At 68.8% G+C, this 16,022-nt stretch carries 16 protein-coding genes; 10 read left to right on the forward strand and 6 right to left on the reverse strand.

Annotation, left to right across the window (positions count from 1 at the left end):
* The first annotated feature begins 2 nt into the window (after positions 1-2).
* The 3 genes from ABZ412_RS29430 (at position 3) to ABZ412_RS29440 (ending at position 2,600) form a co-directional block, all read left to right on the forward strand.
* Complete coding sequence (locus tag ABZ412_RS29430; protein WP_357286476.1) at positions 3-749, forward strand: adenosylcobinamide-GDP ribazoletransferase; 747 nt, start codon at positions 3-5, stop codon at positions 747-749.
* A gap of 146 nt (positions 750-895) precedes the next feature.
* Positions 896-1,699: a DUF4239 domain-containing protein gene (locus tag ABZ412_RS29435; protein ID WP_357286478.1), complete on the forward strand. Its 804-nt coding sequence runs from the start codon at positions 896-898 to the stop codon at positions 1,697-1,699.
* Positions 1,700-1,781: 82 nt separating this feature from the next.
* Complete coding sequence (locus tag ABZ412_RS29440; RefSeq protein WP_357286481.1) at positions 1,782-2,600, forward strand: hypothetical protein; 819 nt, start codon at positions 1,782-1,784, stop codon at positions 2,598-2,600.
* Between the two features lie 109 nt (positions 2,601-2,709).
* Here ABZ412_RS29440 and ABZ412_RS29445 read toward each other — a convergent pair whose 3' ends face one another.
* Positions 2,710-4,122, reverse strand: a complete 1,413-nt coding sequence (locus tag ABZ412_RS29445) for a DUF1254 domain-containing protein (RefSeq protein ID WP_357286484.1) — start codon at positions 4,120-4,122, stop codon at positions 2,710-2,712.
* A 74-nt stretch (positions 4,123-4,196) separates the two neighbouring features.
* Positions 4,197-6,164 (reverse strand): asparagine synthase (glutamine-hydrolyzing), encoded by a 1,968-nt coding sequence (gene asnB, locus ABZ412_RS29450; RefSeq protein ID WP_357286487.1) that lies wholly within the window; start codon positions 6,162-6,164, stop codon positions 4,197-4,199.
* Between the two features lie 568 nt (positions 6,165-6,732).
* Between asnB and ABZ412_RS29455 the strand changes: the two genes are divergently transcribed.
* Positions 6,733-7,731, forward strand: coding sequence for a cytochrome c oxidase subunit II (locus ABZ412_RS29455; protein WP_357286709.1), 999 nt, complete (start codon positions 6,733-6,735; stop codon positions 7,729-7,731).
* A gap of 12 nt (positions 7,732-7,743) precedes the next feature.
* Positions 7,744-8,160 (forward strand): cytochrome c oxidase subunit 4, encoded by a 417-nt coding sequence (locus tag ABZ412_RS29460; RefSeq protein WP_357286489.1) that lies wholly within the window; start codon positions 7,744-7,746, stop codon positions 8,158-8,160.
* Between the two features lie 76 nt (positions 8,161-8,236).
* On the opposite strand, the gene ABZ412_RS29465 is transcribed toward ABZ412_RS29460, so the two are convergent.
* Together ABZ412_RS29465 and ABZ412_RS29470 are read right to left on the reverse strand one after the other, a co-directional pair.
* On the reverse strand, positions 8,237-9,052 hold the full coding sequence (locus ABZ412_RS29465) for an SDR family NAD(P)-dependent oxidoreductase (RefSeq protein WP_357286492.1): 816 nt from the start codon (positions 9,050-9,052) through the stop codon (positions 8,237-8,239).
* 122 nt (positions 9,053-9,174) lie between these two features.
* The gene (locus ABZ412_RS29470; RefSeq protein WP_357286495.1) at positions 9,175-10,434 is read right to left on the reverse strand and encodes an FAD-dependent oxidoreductase; all 1,260 of its coding nucleotides are present in this window, start codon (positions 10,432-10,434) and stop codon (positions 9,175-9,177) included.
* Between the two features lie 55 nt (positions 10,435-10,489).
* Between ABZ412_RS29470 and ABZ412_RS29475 the strand changes: the two genes are divergently transcribed.
* Together ABZ412_RS29475 and ABZ412_RS29480 are read left to right on the forward strand one after the other, a co-directional pair.
* On the forward strand, positions 10,490-11,686 hold the full coding sequence (locus ABZ412_RS29475; RefSeq protein ID WP_357286498.1) for a hypothetical protein: 1,197 nt from the start codon (positions 10,490-10,492) through the stop codon (positions 11,684-11,686).
* A gap of 152 nt (positions 11,687-11,838) precedes the next feature.
* The gene (locus tag ABZ412_RS29480; RefSeq protein ID WP_357286501.1) at positions 11,839-12,393 is read left to right on the forward strand and encodes an NADAR family protein; all 555 of its coding nucleotides are present in this window, start codon (positions 11,839-11,841) and stop codon (positions 12,391-12,393) included.
* On the opposite strand, the gene ABZ412_RS29485 is transcribed toward ABZ412_RS29480, so the two are convergent.
* Complete coding sequence (locus ABZ412_RS29485; protein ID WP_357286505.1) at positions 12,334-13,227, reverse strand: site-2 protease family protein; 894 nt, start codon at positions 13,225-13,227, stop codon at positions 12,334-12,336. The two genes, ABZ412_RS29480 and ABZ412_RS29485, sit on opposite strands and share 60 nt — an antisense overlap.
* A 65-nt stretch (positions 13,228-13,292) precedes the next feature.
* Between ABZ412_RS29485 and ABZ412_RS29490 the strand changes: the two genes are divergently transcribed.
* On the forward strand, positions 13,293-13,835 hold the full coding sequence (locus ABZ412_RS29490) for an NUDIX hydrolase (RefSeq protein WP_357286508.1): 543 nt from the start codon (positions 13,293-13,295) through the stop codon (positions 13,833-13,835).
* A 167-nt stretch (positions 13,836-14,002) separates the two neighbouring features.
* Positions 14,003-14,290, forward strand: a complete 288-nt coding sequence (locus tag ABZ412_RS29495; protein ID WP_357286510.1) for a hypothetical protein — start codon at positions 14,003-14,005, stop codon at positions 14,288-14,290.
* A gap of 3 nt (positions 14,291-14,293) precedes the next feature.
* Here the strand turns inward: ABZ412_RS29495 and ABZ412_RS29500 are convergent, their stop codons facing one another.
* A complete protein-coding gene (locus ABZ412_RS29500) occupies positions 14,294-15,043 on the reverse strand; it encodes an SDR family oxidoreductase (protein WP_357286513.1) in 750 nt (249 codons plus the stop codon).
* 84 nt (positions 15,044-15,127) lie between these two features.
* On the opposite strand from ABZ412_RS29500, the gene ABZ412_RS29505 reads away from it, so the two are divergent.
* Positions 15,128-15,955 (forward strand): helix-turn-helix transcriptional regulator, encoded by an 828-nt coding sequence (locus ABZ412_RS29505; protein ID WP_357286516.1) that lies wholly within the window; start codon positions 15,128-15,130, stop codon positions 15,953-15,955.
* Positions 15,956-16,022: the final 67 nt, after the last annotated feature.

Genomic DNA, 16,022 nt, shown 5'->3' on the forward strand with positions numbered 1-16,022 from the left:
CTGTGAACGGGCTTCGGCTGGCGGTGTCCTGGCTGACGGTGCTGCCGGTTCGAGGGCCGGATGAAGTCGACCGGTCGGTTGCTGCTGGGGCGATCGGGTGGGCTCCGGTAGTCGGGGTGTTGCTCGGCGGCGGGGCGGCCGGATTGCTTTGGGGGCTCGGCGAACTCGGGGCCTCGGGGCTGTTGGCCGGGTTTGTCGTGGTGGCCGGGCTCGCGTTGATCACGCGCGGGATGCACGTCGACGGGCTGGCCGACACCATGGATGGGCTCGGGAGCTACGGTCCGCCGGAGCGGGCTCGCGAGATCATGAAGAGTGGCGGGGCGGGGCCGTTCGGGGTGGCGGCGTTGGTGTTCGCTGTTGCCATTCAGGCGGTTTCGCTCGGGGCGCTGGCCGAGCAGGGGCGGTGGGCGGAGGTTGTCGTGGCCGTCGCCGTCGGGCGGGTCGCGGTGGTGCTGGCGTGTCGGAGGGGGATCGAGGCGGCGCCGGGGGCCGGGTTCGGGGCGTTGGTGGCGGGGACGCAATCGCCGGTGACAGGGTATGGGTGGGGTGTGATCGCCTGTGTCGCAGCGGCGTTCGCGACCGGCGATCACTGGCAGGGGCCGGTGGCGGTGGTGCTGGGGCTGGTGGGGGCCATGGTGCTGGTGCGGCATTGTGTGCGGCGGTTCGGGGGGTTGAACGGCGATGTGCTCGGTGCCGCACTGGAATTGAGTGTCACCCTGGCCGCGGCGGTGTTGTCGTTAGGTCGCTGAGCGTGGGCCGAACAACGCGTTCCGGCCTTGGCGGGGTTGGGATTCGGACACTCGTATAACAGTTCGTCCTCTGTTCACAATCCGGCCGACCCGTGGCGGCGAATACCTTCTGATCGCATGCACCCGGCCGGAAACGGAGTCGCGAAATGCTCGGAATTCTGTTGCAGCTGGGGATATTGGCACTCTTCGCGGGCATCGCGGTGGGGATCCTGGTGCTGGGGGACCGGGTGCGCCCGAGGTCCTGGCGGCACAGCGACGATTCCGCCGCGGGCTCCATGACCTTGGACATGGTCAACATGTTCTTCGCCGCGATCGTGGCCTTCGTGGTGGTGATCCTGTGGCAGCAGTACGACACCTCGCACGCGCACACGGTGGCCGAGGGCAAGGCGCTGGTCACTGTCTACGAGACCGCCAACGGCATGCCCGAACAGGACCGCAAGCAGATTCAGGCCCTGGCGACCGCCTACGCCAAGCAGGTGATCGGCGACGAGTGGAAGGTGATGGACGAGCAGCGCCGCCTGAGCCCGGCCGCGCAGTCCACCCTGGACGATCTGCGCGAGGCCGTGGACGCCGTGCCCGCCACCGACCCGGCTGCCAAGGCCACCCAGGACAAGGCGGCCACCGCGGTCGAGGCGATCACCGACGCCCGCTACGACCGCGGTTTGGACGCGGGGTACCGACTGCCCGGATTCCTTTATGTGGCCCTGTGGTTCGCGACCGGCATGCTGCTGTTCGGCACCGTGTTCTCCGGTGTCGTCGTCACCAAGCGCAGCATCCTGATGACCGGTCTGTTCGGTCTGGTGATCGGCGCGGTCATCGTGGCCGTCTATCAGTTGGATCGGCCCTTCTCCGGCGGCAATCACGTCGCCAAGGACGCCTACGAACTCGCCCTCGCGCGCTTCCAGCACATCGCCGCGGAAACGCCGTCCAGCGGCGGCAGTCCCCGCTGACCGTCGCGACCGCGTAACCCCGCTCGGCTTCTCGGAGGCACCCGTGAACGGAAACCGCAGAACAGCACGAGGATTCGCGGCGGTGACGGCGGTCCCGGTGGCCGCGGCCCTGCTCGCCCTCCATCCCGATATCGCCGCCGCCGACCCGGGGCCGCCGTCGATCGGGGAGATCATCAGCGGCAGCGCGGGCGGGGGAGCGCCGTCTCCCGGTGACACCGCCGCGCCGATCGACGCACCCACCGGCAGCGCGCTCGGGCTGGGCACCTGGAGCAGCCATTCCGGCAATCAGGCCCAGCCGGGCGGCCTGGTTGACACCGGCAACCCCGCGGTCCGGAATCCGATGACCGCATTGGATCTCGGTAGCAGCAGCCCGGACATCCCACGCGAAACAACTGCGGGGGCACCGGATCTCGTGCCACCCGCGCCCGAGACACCCGCGACCCCGATCGCCATCCCCAACACCCTCGGCGGCCTGCTGGGCCTCGACTCCGGCAGCGTCCTCACCGCCTGCGCGGGCAGTGCCGTGGTCGGCAGTGCCGCACTGGGGCTGGGCATCCTCACCGGCAGCGGTATAAGTTCGGGCCTGATCGGCCCCGGCTTCATCCCCGGCTCCAGTGGACTGGTCGGTCCGGGTTCGGCCGGAGCCGGCAGCGTGGTGGTCGGCAGCGCCGCCACCGGCAGCGCCCTGCTGACCTGCATGCTGCTGCTGCCCGTCCCGATGGCGCCGGAACCCGGTATTCCCCTGCTGATCCCGCCGGCCGCGCCCGCGGTGGTCCCCGCCGCCGCGCCCGTCGTGGCCCCCTGCCCGAGGCGGTTCCGCCCGCGCCCGCACCGATCCCGCCGCCTCCGCCCCCGCTCGAATTCGTCGCGCCGGCGCCGCCGCAACCGGCGGTCAGCCTGACCGCGCTCCAGGTCATGACGGTCATGATCATCACCATCATCGCGGGTGCGCGCGCCCGCCTCGCCCGCGCCCACCACGCGCCCGCCGACTGACGACGGGCGCGTCCGGGTCAGGACAGCTTCTCCAGCTTCGGGACCTCCCACTTCCCGTTCAGCACGCTGTCCTTCGGCGCGTACAGCCGCAGCGTGAGGGAGAACCACCCGGACTCCGGGATCGGCAGCCAGTGCCCGGCCGGAACCTCCGGGCCGGGTTCAGCGTTCTGCACCGCGATCGTGATGGTGCCGTCCTCGGCCGGGGAGAGCGGGACCAGATGACCGACCGAGTAGATGCGCGCGGAATTCTGCACCAGGTAGGACTCGCTGTCGTAGGCGGTGAGTGACCAGAACGCCCCCACCGGCGGTAGCTGATCCTGGGCGAAGGTGACCCGGAACCGGCTGTCTCCGTCCGCATTCCCGTCGATCGTGGGATACACCGCGTCCCGGGGCAGATTCGCGCCGAGGCCCAGCGCGGCCACCTGCGCGCGCAGCGGATAGTCGGTGCCGTACGCGCCGACCTCCAGATTGAAGAGCCACCCGTTCTGGTACTGCGACTTGGGATCCCGGTACTCGGTGAGCGCGCGCCGGCCGTCGGCGAGGCCCGCGTTGAGCACGTCCGCGGGCACGGTGGCCGCCCCGCCCGGGGTGATGCCGATGGTGGCGAAGCGCTTCATGGCGTCGACGTCGTCCTCGTGGGCCGGATTGGCCGCCATGACGGCGCACATGCGCGCGAAGAACGTGGGCCCGTCCATGGCCCCCACCATCTGGGCGGGTGCGCTGCTGCTGGCGGCCAAGGCGCCCGGACCGCCCTGCACCCCATCGGAATTCCAGACGCTGAGCGGGGCCAGCTTCAACCGGTGCTGGATTGCCCGCACATGCTCGATGTCGGCCTCGCCCTGGTATTCGATGCGGCCGAGCAGCCAGGTGGTGCCGGTCGGCATGGCCAGCTGGGTCATGCCCTCGGGCACGGTTCCCTTCCAGCCGGGTCCGGTGACGAGATAGGTGTAGGGCGGCTGCTGCGGCGCGTTCTTGACGCGCGGATTGGTGCTGGCGGGATCGTGCACCGTATTGGACCAGGCGTCGAGGAACTGCATGAGCCAATACCGGCCGGTCTCGATCGCGGGCACCTGCAACACCATCGGTTCCGGCCGCAGATCCAGCCAGGCCTGCGAGTACAGGGTGTCGAGGTTGAGCCGCACCACCTGCCTCACCTCGGGGGAGGGCGGGTTCTGGTGCACGAATTGGTTTGCCGGGCCCCCGGTTTCGCGGGTGACGTCCATGAGGACCAGCGGGTAGCCGAACACGTAGGCGTCGGCGGCGATGTCCTTGGCGTCGTTGGAGGCCGGGGTGGTTTCGGTGGCGTCGGATCTGTTGTCCGAGGTGCCGCAGGCGGCGAGTCCGAGGGCGGCCGCGGCGCCCACGCCGAGCGTCCGGGCGCCCAGTGCGAGCATCTGGCGACGCGAGCGAGGTGCAAACGGGTAGCTCATGGCCAGCACCGTACTGCGACGACGCGGCCCGGAGCGTCCCTCACGGGCGTGGCGCTCCGGTGTGTCGCATGAGGTCAGAGGTTGACCGGGTAGGTCGGCTCCTGGATCTCGGGCTTGATCCGGTTCTCCACGAAGATGCCGTGCCAGATCATGAACACGATCAGCGTCCACAGACGGCGGCTGTGGTCGACCGGACCGGTGCGGTGCGCCTCCAGCATGGCCAGGATGGCCTGCTTGTTGAGCAAGTGGTCGGTGCCCGACTCGGTGATCTGGGCGCGCGCCCAATCGTAGAGCTCCGGGCCGCGCAGCCAGTGCCGCAGCGGCACCGGGAAGCCCAGCTTGGCCCGATTGAGCACGTGCGGCGGCACGATGTCGGTGAGCGCCCGGCGCAGCGCGTACTTGGTGGTCTCCTTGGTGATCTTCTGGTCGACCGGGATCTTCTCGGCGACCTTGAACACCTCGGGGTCCAGGAACGGGACGCGCAGTTCCAGCGAGTTGGCCATGGTCATCTTGTCGGCCTTGACCAGGATGTCGCCGCGCAGCCAGGTGAACAGGTCCAGGTGCTGCATGCGCGCCACCGGATCCCAGTGGTAGCCCTGCATGGCGTAGATCGGGGCGGTGACGTCCTGGTGCGTCCACTCGGGCCGGAACTCGCGCAGTACCGACCGCAGCTGGGCGTCGTTGAAGCTGCGCGCGTTGCCGTAGTAGCGCTCTTCCAGGGTGAGCGAGCCGCGGTGCAGCAGGCTCTTGCCGCGGGTGCCCTCCGGAATCCGGTCCGACACCTTGCCCGCCAGCTTGCGCAGCGGCTTGGGCAGGTAGTCGAAGGGCTTGAGCGACAGCGGTTCCCGGTAGATGGTGTAGCCGCCGAACAGCTCGTCGGAGCCCTCGCCGGAGAGCACCACCTTGACGTGTTTACGGGCCTCCTTGGCCACGAAGTACAGCGGCACCAGCGCCGGATCCGCGACGGGTTCGTCGAGGTACCAGACGATTTCGGGAATGGCGGCCGCGTACTCCTCGGGGGAGACCATGCGGATGTAGTGCTTGGCGCCGATGGCCTCGGCGGTCTCGGCGGCCACGTCGGCCTCCGAGTAGCCCTGCCGCTCGAACGCCGAGGTGAAGGTCAGCAGGTTCGGGTTGTGGCGGATGGCCAGCGCGGCGATGGCGGTGGAGTCGATGCCGCCGGACAGGAACGCGCCGACGGTGACGTCTGCGCGCATGTGCTTGGCGACGGAGTCCTCGAGCGCCTCGGCGATCTCCTTGTAGCGCTTGGCCTCCGAGCCCGCCGCGAACTTCTGCACCCGGAACTGCGGGTTGAAGTAGCGGGTCACCTGCGGGGCGCGGCCGGGCTCGACCCAGGCGTAGCAGCCCGACTCCAGGCGGCGGATGTCCTTGTGCAGGGTCTCGGCCTCGGGCACGTACTGCAGCACCGTGTAGTGCTCGAGCGCGCGCGGGTCCAGGGCGTCGGTCAGCTCCAGCTCGGCGAGCAGGCCCAGCAGGCTCTTCTTCTCGCTGGAGAAGGCCGTGCCGCCCGCGCCGGTGGCGATGAACAGCGGCTTGATGCCGAACGGGTCGCGGGCCAGGAACAGCTTGTTCAGCTCGGTGTCCCAGATGGCGAAGGCGAACATGCCGCGCAGCCGGCTCGCGGCCTTGGCGCCCCAGTAGTGGAAGGCGGCCACGATGGCCTCGCCGTCACCTTCGGTGCGGAACATCGGCTGGTCGCCGAACTCGGCCTCGTGGGCTTCCTTCAGCTCGGCGCGCAGCTCCAGATAGTTGTAGATCTCGCCGTTGAAGGTCATGGCGTAGCGCTCGGGGTTCTCCGGCGGACCCCAGCGCAGCGGCTGGTGCGAGTGCTCGATATCGATGATCGACAGGCGGTTGAAGCCGAAGATCATGCGCTCGTCGTTCCAGGTGCCGCGCTCGTCCGGGCCGCGGTGGCGCTGGCAGTGCAGCGCCTCGTACACCTGTGCAGCGGTGGTCTCGACCGTCCGCCCGTCCGGAGTAGTAGCCGTGCCAGCTGTCAGAAATCCGAGCAGACCACACACTGCGCCGAGAACCTCTTTCCGGAGTCATAAGGATTGGGGCGTACCCGCACGGGCACGCTGCACGCGAAACCTACTGCCCGAGTATGCCTGACTCGGCCCGATCACGCTCAGACCCTATCCAACACTTCGAAGTTCGCAGCCCGCCTCGGTCCGGACCGCGCTCCACCTCCCCGCGCTGGGAGCGGAAACGGGAGCGAAGCGGAGGAGCGGAGGAGGGAAGACCGAGGTGACAGGGCTGCGAACAGCCGACGCGGAGCGGAGGCGAATGGGGTGCAGCGTGTCGGACAGGACCCCGTCGCAACGGGGGGCCATTGTTGGTCTACGCTGCGTAGTACTTGGGAAACTCTCAGGGTCGGTTGCGCGTTCGCGTGCACCCTTCCCCGAGCTCCCGAACTGTGCTGATTATGTGTCGTCCGGCGGAAGGGAGCCCGGGCGGCGCGGTGTCGGAATGACGACCAGGAAGGCGTTGAGCGTGGCGCACAAGGCGAGCGAGGCGATAGGGGCACGACCCGCCCAGGGTCGGCGGGGCCGCATCCTTCGGCGGGCCGGGCTGGCGGTGTCCTTGGGGATGACCGCGATGCTCGTCTCCGGCTGCTCGATCGACAACGTTTGGCTTCGATTCGGCTGGCCCTCGGGCATCACGCCGCAGGCCACCAGGATGCGCGAGCTGTGGACCTGGTCCGTGCTCGCCGCGCTGGCGATGGGTGTGCTGGTCTGGGGTCTGACCTTCTGGACCATCGCGTTCCACCGCAAGAAGGCGAACTCCCCGGAGTTCCCGCGGCAGACCGGTTACAACGTGCCGCTGGAGCTGAGCTACACGGCGATCCCGTTCGTGATCATCGCCGTGCTGTTCTACTTCACCGTCGTCGTGCAGAACTACGTGCACGAGAAGGTCGAGAACCCGGACGTCGTGGTCGACGTGACGGCGTTCCAGTGGAACTGGAAGTTCGGCTACCAGAAGGTCGACCTGAAGGACGGCTCGCCCGTCTACGACGGTGTCGACGCCGAGCGTCAGGACATGAACGAGGACATCAAGGATCGCTACAAGGAAGCGACCAAGGATGGCCACCCGCAGCCGGGCCCGAACAACGGCCTGCCCGCGAACGACATCTCCTACCTGCACTACGACAAGGTCGAGACCGTTGGTACCTCCAACGAGATCCCGGTCCTGGTGCTGCCCTCGGGCAAGAACATCGAGTTCCAGCTGGCCGCGGCCGACGTCATCCACTCGTTCTGGGTGCCGGAGTTCCTGTTCAAGCGCGACGTGATGCCGAACCCGAAGCAGAACAACTCGGATAACGTCTTCCAGATCACCAAGATCGAGAAGGAAGGCGCGTTCGTCGGCCGCTGCGCCGAGATGTGCGGCACCTTCCACTCGATGATGAACTTCGAGATCCGGGTCGTCTCGCCCGACGACTTCAAGAAGTACATGGACGCGCGGATCAAGGACCACAAGACCAACGGCGAGGCGCTCTCCGCGATCGGTCAGTCGCCGGTGGCGACCTCCACCAAGCCGTTCAACACCGACCGCAAGGCGCGCGGCAACGAGCTCGCCGACGCCAAGTGAGGATGAACTGACATGAAGGTCGAAGCTCGCATCTTCGAACTGCTCACGGTCTTCTTCGTGATCGTGGCCGTGATCTACGGCTACTTCACGGGCCAGTCCCGCACCGGCGTCGAGTGGGCGGGCACCACCGCCATCGTGCTGACCGGTGGTCTGGCCCTGATCGTGGCCACCTACTTCCGCTTCGTCGCCCGTCGTCTGGACCTGCGTCCCGAGGACTACGAGGAGGCCGAGATCGTGGACGGCGCCGGCGACCTGGGCTTCTTCTCGCCCGGTTCGTTCTGGCCCATCCTGCTGGCCGCCGCGGGTTCGGTCACCGCGCTGGGCCTGGCGTTCTTCCAGTTCTGGCTGATCGGCATCGGCGTCGTCTGCGTCCTGGGCGCGGTCGCCGGTCTGGTCTTCGAGTACCACCTGGGCCCGGAAAAGCACTGATCCGGAGCACGACTCGAAGCGCCCCATCCGAATCCGGATGGGGCGCTTCGCTGTTCGGGGGAGCTGTACGGGGTATTCAGATGCCGAGCGCGTGCTTGAGGCGGGTGGTGCGCGGCGACATGGACGCCAGGCCCAGCAGGGCGCGCGGGAACCGCGGTGGCAGCTGGGCCGGGCGGGTGCGGATGGCGGTCTCGATCCAGCGGGCGGCCTCGGCCGGATCGATGGCCCCGTATTCGGCGTGCACGCGAGCGCTGGTGGCGCCACTGAAGCTCGGGTACTGGACCGTGGAGACGTGGATGCCGCGCGGGGAGAGCTCGGCGTCGGCGCACTGGCCGAAGGTGGTCCAGGCGGCCTGGGCGGACGCGTAGGAGGCGAAGTTCGGCGCGGCCCCGGTCTCCGGGCTCCACGGTCCGACGTTCACGACGTGGCCGGAGCCGCCCGCGAGCATGGCGGGCAGCAGGCCCAGGGTCAGGCGCAGCGGGCCGAAATAATAGGTGGCCATCATGCGCTGGTAGTCGCGGAAGCGGTCCAGGGATTGCAGGACCGGGCGGCGGGCGGGGCGGCCGGTGTTGTTGACCAGCACGTCGACGGTGTCGAATTCGGTGAGCAGCCACTCGACCAGCTGGTCGACATCGCCGAGGGCGGCGATGTCGCAGCGGTACCAGTGGGCGCGGCCCCCGGATTCGATGATGGTGGCGCAGTCTTCGACCAGCTGGGCGCCGGTGCGGGCGACCAGGATGACCTCGGCGCCGTGAAAACCGAGTAGTCGGGCCGTTTCTCGGCCGATCTCGGAGGTGGCGTCGGTGATGACCACGCGTTTGCCCTCGAGCGGGCGTTCGCCCTCGGGGTCACCGGCGGTACGGGGGCGGCGGGCAGCGCGGAATTCGATCATGGGACAGGCAACCTTCATCTGAGGATTGAGCATGAACCATGCACCGGCACCCCGCCGACAGTGCCGATACCGCCGCGTCTCCCGGCTGCTAACCGATAGCTGGCAGTGCGGCGGAACACATTCTATTCGGTCGGGTCATAACGTCGGGCGCGTTCGGCCACACAGATCTCGTCGATTCCGGACACGATGTCCCGCAACAGTTCCGAGGGCAGCGCCGCCGGGCGCAACCGGCAGGTGAAGGTGATGAAGCCGTGGTCCTCGTCGTCGAGTTCGCGCAGGTAGCGGGAGCGCACGCCGTAGGTCATGGCCGAGATCACGGTGAAGCAGCCGGTGCGCTCGCGATGCCCGGAGAACAGGTCGTGCAGGCCGTGGAAGACCCGCGCGTAGTTGGACATGGGCGCGAAAAGCGAGATGCGGTAGGCCGGTCCGCGCTCCGAGGAGCTGATCACGGTGTCGGCCAGGTACTCCGCGTCGCGCAGGGTCAGCACCTTCGGAGCGAACATGAGCGCGCCCGCCGCGGCATTGCGGACCGGCATGCCGGCGCGGCCGCCCGCCGAGGCGGCGATGGCGCCCAGCGACTTCCGGGCGCGCGCACCCACCTCACGCCGGGCGCGCAGCGACAAATTGGGGGTGGTGGGGTGCAGGCTCGACCACTGGCCGAAGCGGACCGTGCCCAGCTGCACGGTGCCGGTGCCCACCGGACGCGCGACCTTCAGCGGCGCGGTGTCGATCCAGCGGCCCACCTGCAGCATGGAGTCGCCCGGGGACTGGATCTCGCGGTAGGAGTGCTCCACCCAGGTGTCGAAGTCCAGGAAGCGGTGCGCGTCGGTGGTGAGCCAGGTGCGGTCCTTGTCCACGCCGGTCACCTCGAGGGTGAGCGCGGTGATGATGCCGGTGCGCCCGCCGCCGCCCAGGATCTTGCGGAAGCGCTCCGTGTGGTGGGTGCGCCCGCAGGTGCCGAAACGCCCGTCCTGATCGACGTATTCGAGCTCGGCGACATTGTCGGAGAACATGCCGAAGCGATGCGACGCCGCCGACAGCCCGCCCACCGCCGCGAACCCGCCCGCCGTGATGTCGCGATGGTCACCCACGATGGGCAGCCCGAGCCCGTGCGCGCCCAGGGTGCGATCGATGTCGGACAGCCGTGCCCCCGCCTGCACCCGCACAGTCCTGGCATCGGCGTCGACCACCTGCACGCGGTTCATCTTCCGCATGCTCAGGGTGGTGCCCTGCACCGGCAGTCCGAACTCCTCGTCCGGACGTTCCCCACCCCGGATGATCAGCGGTTTCGTCGAACGACGTGAATCCCGAACGGTCCGAACCACATCCGCGGTGTCGCGGGGCAGAAACTCGTCGGGGTGGGTGGAGACGGGCGTGCTCATGGCGCTACAGCTAACCACAACCGCGCGAATTGCGCTCGCGCGTAGAGTCCGGCCCATGAGTTTCCTGCGTGGGGTTTTCGGGTCGCCGCGAAATCGGTTCGGCAAGAAGATCTTGGAGCAGGTGCGGGGGTACGACGCGGTGGAATTCGCGCAGTTCGACGTGGAGGCGTTCGAGATCGCCTACCGGCTGACCAACGGGTACGCGGCGAAGCTGAATCTGGACACGCTGTATCGGCGGTTCGACGGGAAGATCAGCGCCGAACTGTTCGAGGCCGTCGATACCCTGCTGCTGCCGCCCGACGCCCCCGAGGGATGGGACGAGGTGTCGCCCAAGCTGCGGCCGGTGCTACGGCGGGCCGGCTACGGGGCGGTGCAGGTCGCGGGGGTGAACGGCCGCGATCTGGTGCTCACCCGGCCCGCGCTGCCGTACCTGTCGGAGCTGGTGGTGATCGATCTGCCCAGCACCGTGCAATTCGTGACCCGGCAGGATCTTTCGCGCTGGGGCGTGGACGACGAGCAGGTGTACGCGGTCGCGCACGCCAATCTCACCGAGCTGGCCATGAGCACGCTGACCGCCTTCGATCCGGGGCAGGGTGTGCGGGTGCTGGACTTCGCCGACGACGCCGGTGAGAACTACGTCGGCTCCCTGCCCCTGGTGGGGGGCTGGCTGGCGGGGGTGCGGACCCGAACCGGCGGCACGCCACTGTTCTTCCTGCCCGGCCATCTGGGCATGCTGGTGGTGCTGGGGGCGACGCCCGAGGCGCTGCCGCAGCTGCTGGCGCTGGCCGCCGAACGGCACGAGGCCGCGCTGCGCCCGCTGTCGGCGGTGCCCTACACCGTGGACGACAACGGCGATCTGATGCCGCTGCGGGTGGACGAGGACCATCCGGCGTACGCGGAGATCCGGCACGCGCAGGCGCAACTCGCGGTCGGCGCGTACCGGTCACAGACCGAGAAGCTGCGCGCCGAGGACGACCGCGAGGGCGCGATCATGGAACTGCTGCACGTGCGCGCGCCCGACGGCAGCGAGTACACCATGACCTCCTGGACCGACGGCACCACGAATCTGCTGCCCGCCGCGGACTTCATCTGCTTCGTCACCGGCGAAGGCGATGTCTTCCGGGTGGCCTGGGACGACGTGTCCGGGCTGGTGCCACTGGAACTCGCCGACGAGTACGACCCGCCGCGCTTCCGCGTCCACGACCACCCGCCCGCCGAGGTCATGACCCAACTGCGCGGGCTGGCCCGCTGATTCGCGCGGGGCGCGACGGACGCGGCAGGACCACCGTCCCGGCGACGAACAGGTCGGCGCGAAGGTGCTCCGCTCGGCCACGGCCGCGGCGCGTCGCCGGTGTGGCGGGATTTCTTCACGACTGTGTCATCTGGGTCGGCTAGGGTCGCGGCGTGGACAGGGCGCAGCTGACAGCGGATATGGCGGCCGGAGCGAGACCGGAGTTCCTCTTCTTCTGGGGGCACACCCGCACCCCCGGGCACGAGGTCGGCAAATGGGTGCTCAGCCAGTGGTGGCCCGTCGACTTCACCGTGGACGGCCAGACCTACTCCAGCGCCGAACATTTCATGATGGCCGAGAAGGCCCGTCTGTTCGGCGACGAGGCCATGCGCACCCGCATCCTCGCCAGCGACACCCCGGCGGACGCGAAACGCCTGGGCCGCGCCATCTCCGGCTTCGATCAGGACACCTGGGAAGCACATCGCTTCGACGTCGTGTTTCGCGGCAGCATCGCCAAATTCGGCCAGCACGACGCGCTGCGTGACTTCCTGCTCGCCACCACCGAGAAGGTCCTGGTGGAAGCCGCACCGCGCGACACCATCTGGGGCATCGGGCTGGGTGCGGAGAATCCCGACGCTGCCGACCCGTCCTTGTGGCGCGGCGAGAACCTACTCGGCTTCGCCCTGATGGACGCTCGCGACGCGCTGGCTCCCGCCCGCCAGCTCTGACGCGGCGCCCACGCGCCGCTCGTAGAGCGCGAGCACGGCCTCGACCTGCGGTGTGCGCGGGGCGTTCTCGGCCAGCCAGGCGATCCGGGTGCCGGTGAGCTCCAGCTCGGCCGCCGAGAGATCGGGTTTGGTGAGCGCGATCTCGCACAGCGCCCGGACCGTGCCGGCAGCCCGCTGGAGGGTCTCCGCGGTGTCGGCGGCCGGTTGCGGATCGGGCAGCGGAGGGCTGTCGAAGGCGAGTCGAGTCTGGTCGGACAGCGACGGCACGCTGTCCGGCGGGACGTTTCCGAAGAGGCGCACGCCGTCACCTCCGAAGAGGCGCGCGCCGTCGCTGTAGCTGCCCTCACGTGTCCGGAACGGCACCAAGTTCGCCAACCCCAGCAGTGCCGACATCGCCGTGAACGAATACCCCACCAGTAGGGGCAGTGCCCAATACGCCCAGACCGCAGCGGATATCCCTGCGAAGATCAGGTTCGCGAGTGGACCCGCGGCAACGGTCAGCCACTGGCCCCGCGGTCGCGGCTGCACCGACCAATGCACCTGCCCGACCGGATAGAAGCCCAGCCGCACTGTCACCGAACCGAATCGCAGACCACCGGTGCGGCGGCGGTTCCCGATACTCACAACCAGGGGATAGGCGCCGAAAAGCCGCCCTACCAGCAGGTGCCCGAGTTCGTGCACGAGGATGGCCAGCATCAGCGCGGCGTAGAAGTACCAGGGGAACAGCGCCATCAGCGGATGGTCTCGCCAGTAGACCGCCGTGAACCCCGCCGCCAGGCCGGCCGCCGCGACCACTGCCGCACCCTCTGTCACCCGCTTGCCTCCCACACGCACGGCCGGATCGTAGCGCGATTTCCGCACGCCGCTGATCTCGGTCCGGATGGGGCAGGATCGGGGGCATGGAGACGGTGAGTGGTCGTGAGGTGTATTCGAATCGGTGGATCACGCTGCGCGAGGATGTGGTTCGGCAGGCCGATGGGCAGGAGTCGATTTATGCCTTCATCCGGAAGGCGGACTTCGCGATCGTGATTCCGTGGGATGGGGAGCGGTTCCATCTGGTGGAACAGTTCCGGTATCCGTTGCAGCGGCGGTGCTGGGAGTTCCCGGGCGGGGCGGTGGCGGGGGAGAGTGATCCGGTCGCGGTGGCTCGGCAGGAGTTGCGGGAGGAGACCGGGTTGCGGGCGGGGGAGTTGACGGTGCTGGGGAAGGTGGCTCCGGCTCCGGGTACCAGTACGCATTACGGGACGGTGGTACTGGCGACCGAGTTGACCGAGGGGCCGCACGAGCGGGAGCCGTCGGAGATGGACATGGAGTCGGGGTGGTTCACCCGCGACGAGTTCGAGGACATGATCCGGGCGGGGGCGATCGTGGATGCGCAGACCGTTGCCGCGTATTCGCTTCTGCTGCTGCACGAGAAGGCGACCGGGCGTCCAGTCGGATAGACGGTTTATTACGTTCGAAAGCGGAAGATCCGCTGAAAGTGGATACCCGTGGCCCTTGCGGCGTGATGCGGGTGGCGTTCAATGGTCGTCGCGGTCCACGCCCGGAAGGGCTGGGGGAATGGTCATGGATCGTATTGGTGCACTCCGTAATACGAAGAAGTGATCCTATGTTCGGAAGAACTCCCGCAGCCGCGCTGGCGGCCGTGCTGGTGACGGCGCCACTGGTGACGGCCCTGGCCGCGGCCCAGGCCGCGCCGGCGGCGACTACGGTGGCGGCATCCGCCGCCACCCGGCACGCCGACCAGGGCCCGGACCGCGACCGCGGCGGCGACCAGGGCGACGCCTGGTTCATCCACCACTGCAAGCAACAGCACGAATGGTGGCTGCCGCGCTGCATGCGTGACCGCAACGATATGTGGCACCGCGGCGACCCGCCGTCCACCGGCAGCCGGTAGCGCTCACCAATCCAGGCGCGCGTACTCCTCGCTACCCCACACGTGGCCCCAGAAGGTACCGGTCGGCCCATCTGCGGGCAGGGTCGCGAGATACACGCTGGGTTCCGCGCCCTGCTCTGGGGTGCGGAAACCGCTGCGGCCGTTGAGATCCGTCGCGGTGTAGCCGGGGTTGGCGGCGTTCACCTTGATCGGGGTGTCCTTCAGTTCCTGCGCGTAGAGGACCGTCACCATGTTCACGGTGGTCTTGGACGCGGTGTAGGGGATCGCCGACGGCATCTGTGACAGCGGGCTGTCCGGATCGGTGCGCGCGGTGAGGGAGCCGACTTCGCTGGACACGTTGACGATTCGCGCGGCCTCCGCGCGCCGCAGCAGCGGCAGCAGCGCGTTGGTGACCGAGATGAGGCCGAAGACGTTGGTGTCGTACACGTGTCGCAGCGTGGCCAGGGTGCCCGAGGACGCCTTGCCGTCGCCTTCCAGGCCGCCGGTGATGGCCGCGTTGTTGACCAGCACGTCCAGCCTGCCGAACTCGGATTCGATGCGGGTGGCGGCGCGGGCGACGGAATCCTCGTCGGCAACGTCGATCTGGATGAAATGGGCGTCCGCGCCCTCGGCCCGCAGCTTGTCCGTGGCGGCCTGCCCGAGTCCGGGGCCGCGCGCGCCGATCAGGACGGTCAGGCCGCGCGCGGCCAGCTGCCGGGCGGTCTCGTAGCCGATGCCCTTGTTGGCCCCGGTGATGAATGCCGTTTCGCTCATACGAAAAGCTTCGCGCGGCAGCGGATTCCGAGGGAGGACCGGTTTGTACCACCCTGGACGGGAATACCGGCCCACACTGGAGCCATGGCTGACCGTAGCGAGCTCGCGGCCTTTCTCAAGGCCCGGCGCAACCGGCTCACACCCACCGATGTCGGACTGCCTCTGGGCCTCCACCGCCGCGCGCCCGGCCTGCGGCGCCAGGAGGTGGCGCAACTGGCCGGGATCTCGGTGGACTACTACATCCGGATGGAGCAGGCGCGCGGCGCGAAACCGTCCCGGCAGGTGCTGGCCGCGCTGTCCCGTGCGCTCATGCTGACCGTCGACGAACGCGAATACCTGTTCCGGATCGCGGGGGAGGCGCCGCCGGTGGCGGCGGGGCCGAACAAGACGGTGCCACAGGCCGTCCGGACCATCCTCGACGCGCTCGCCACCCCGGCCTACGTGGTCGACGCCACCTACGACGTGCTCGCCTGGAACCGCGCCGCCACCCCCTTCGTCGGCGACCTCGACACCGTCCCCGGCCACGAGCGCAACATGATCCGCTGGATGTTCCGCGAGGCCGCCGACCACCCGCAGTGGGCCGAGGCCGACACCCGCGACTTCGCCCGCGCCCTCATCGCCGACCTGCGCGCCGCCTACGCCCGGTACCCGGGACATCCGGCACTCGCCGCACTGGTCACCGAATTGCTGGGCACCTCACCCCGTTTCGCCGACATGTGGGGCGCACACGACGTGGAAGTGCGCCGCACCCACCGCAAACGCATCCGCCATCCGGAACTGGGCCCGCTGGACTTCCAATGCCAGGTACTGCACATCTCCGACACCGATCAGCGGGTGATCGTCTACTGCGCGACCCCGCACAGCCGCACGGCGGCCATCTTCCACTCCCTGTCCGCGGCGACCGACCGCTGAATGTTTGCCAACAATCGTTGGCCAACAAGTGTTGACATCGGGCTGACCGGGTCGTACCGTCTAATTC

It is taken from the genome of Nocardia sp. NPDC005746 (genome assembly GCF_040630785.1).
Classification (GTDB): Bacteria; Actinomycetota; Actinomycetes; order Mycobacteriales; family Mycobacteriaceae; genus Nocardia.

Bases quoted from the DNA above. Each gene is read 5' to 3' on its own strand.
- ABZ412_RS29435 (WP_357286478.1), top strand. From the start codon at position 896: ATGCTCGGAATTCTGTTGCAGCTGGGGATATTGGCACTCTTCGCGGGC.
- ABZ412_RS29445 (WP_357286484.1), bottom strand. From the start codon at position 4,122: ATGAGCTACCCGTTTGCACCTCGCTCGCGTCGCCAGATGCTCGCACTG.
- ABZ412_RS29455 (WP_357286709.1), top strand. From the start codon at position 6,733: ATGACCGCGATGCTCGTCTCCGGCTGCTCGATCGACAACGTTTGGCTT.
- ABZ412_RS29460 (WP_357286489.1), top strand. From the start codon at position 7,744: ATGAAGGTCGAAGCTCGCATCTTCGAACTGCTCACGGTCTTCTTCGTG.
- ABZ412_RS29465 (WP_357286492.1), bottom strand. From the start codon at position 9,052: ATGATCGAATTCCGCGCTGCCCGCCGCCCCCGTACCGCCGGTGACCCC.
- ABZ412_RS29470 (WP_357286495.1), bottom strand. From the start codon at position 10,434: ATGAGCACGCCCGTCTCCACCCACCCCGACGAGTTTCTGCCCCGCGAC.
- ABZ412_RS29475 (WP_357286498.1), top strand. From the start codon at position 10,490: ATGAGTTTCCTGCGTGGGGTTTTCGGGTCGCCGCGAAATCGGTTCGGC.
- ABZ412_RS29490 (WP_357286508.1), top strand. From the start codon at position 13,293: ATGGAGACGGTGAGTGGTCGTGAGGTGTATTCGAATCGGTGGATCACG.
- ABZ412_RS29495 (WP_357286510.1), top strand. From the start codon at position 14,003: ATGTTCGGAAGAACTCCCGCAGCCGCGCTGGCGGCCGTGCTGGTGACG.
- ABZ412_RS29500 (WP_357286513.1), bottom strand. From the start codon at position 15,043: ATGAGCGAAACGGCATTCATCACCGGGGCCAACAAGGGCATCGGCTAC.
- ABZ412_RS29505 (WP_357286516.1), top strand. From the start codon at position 15,128: ATGGCTGACCGTAGCGAGCTCGCGGCCTTTCTCAAGGCCCGGCGCAAC.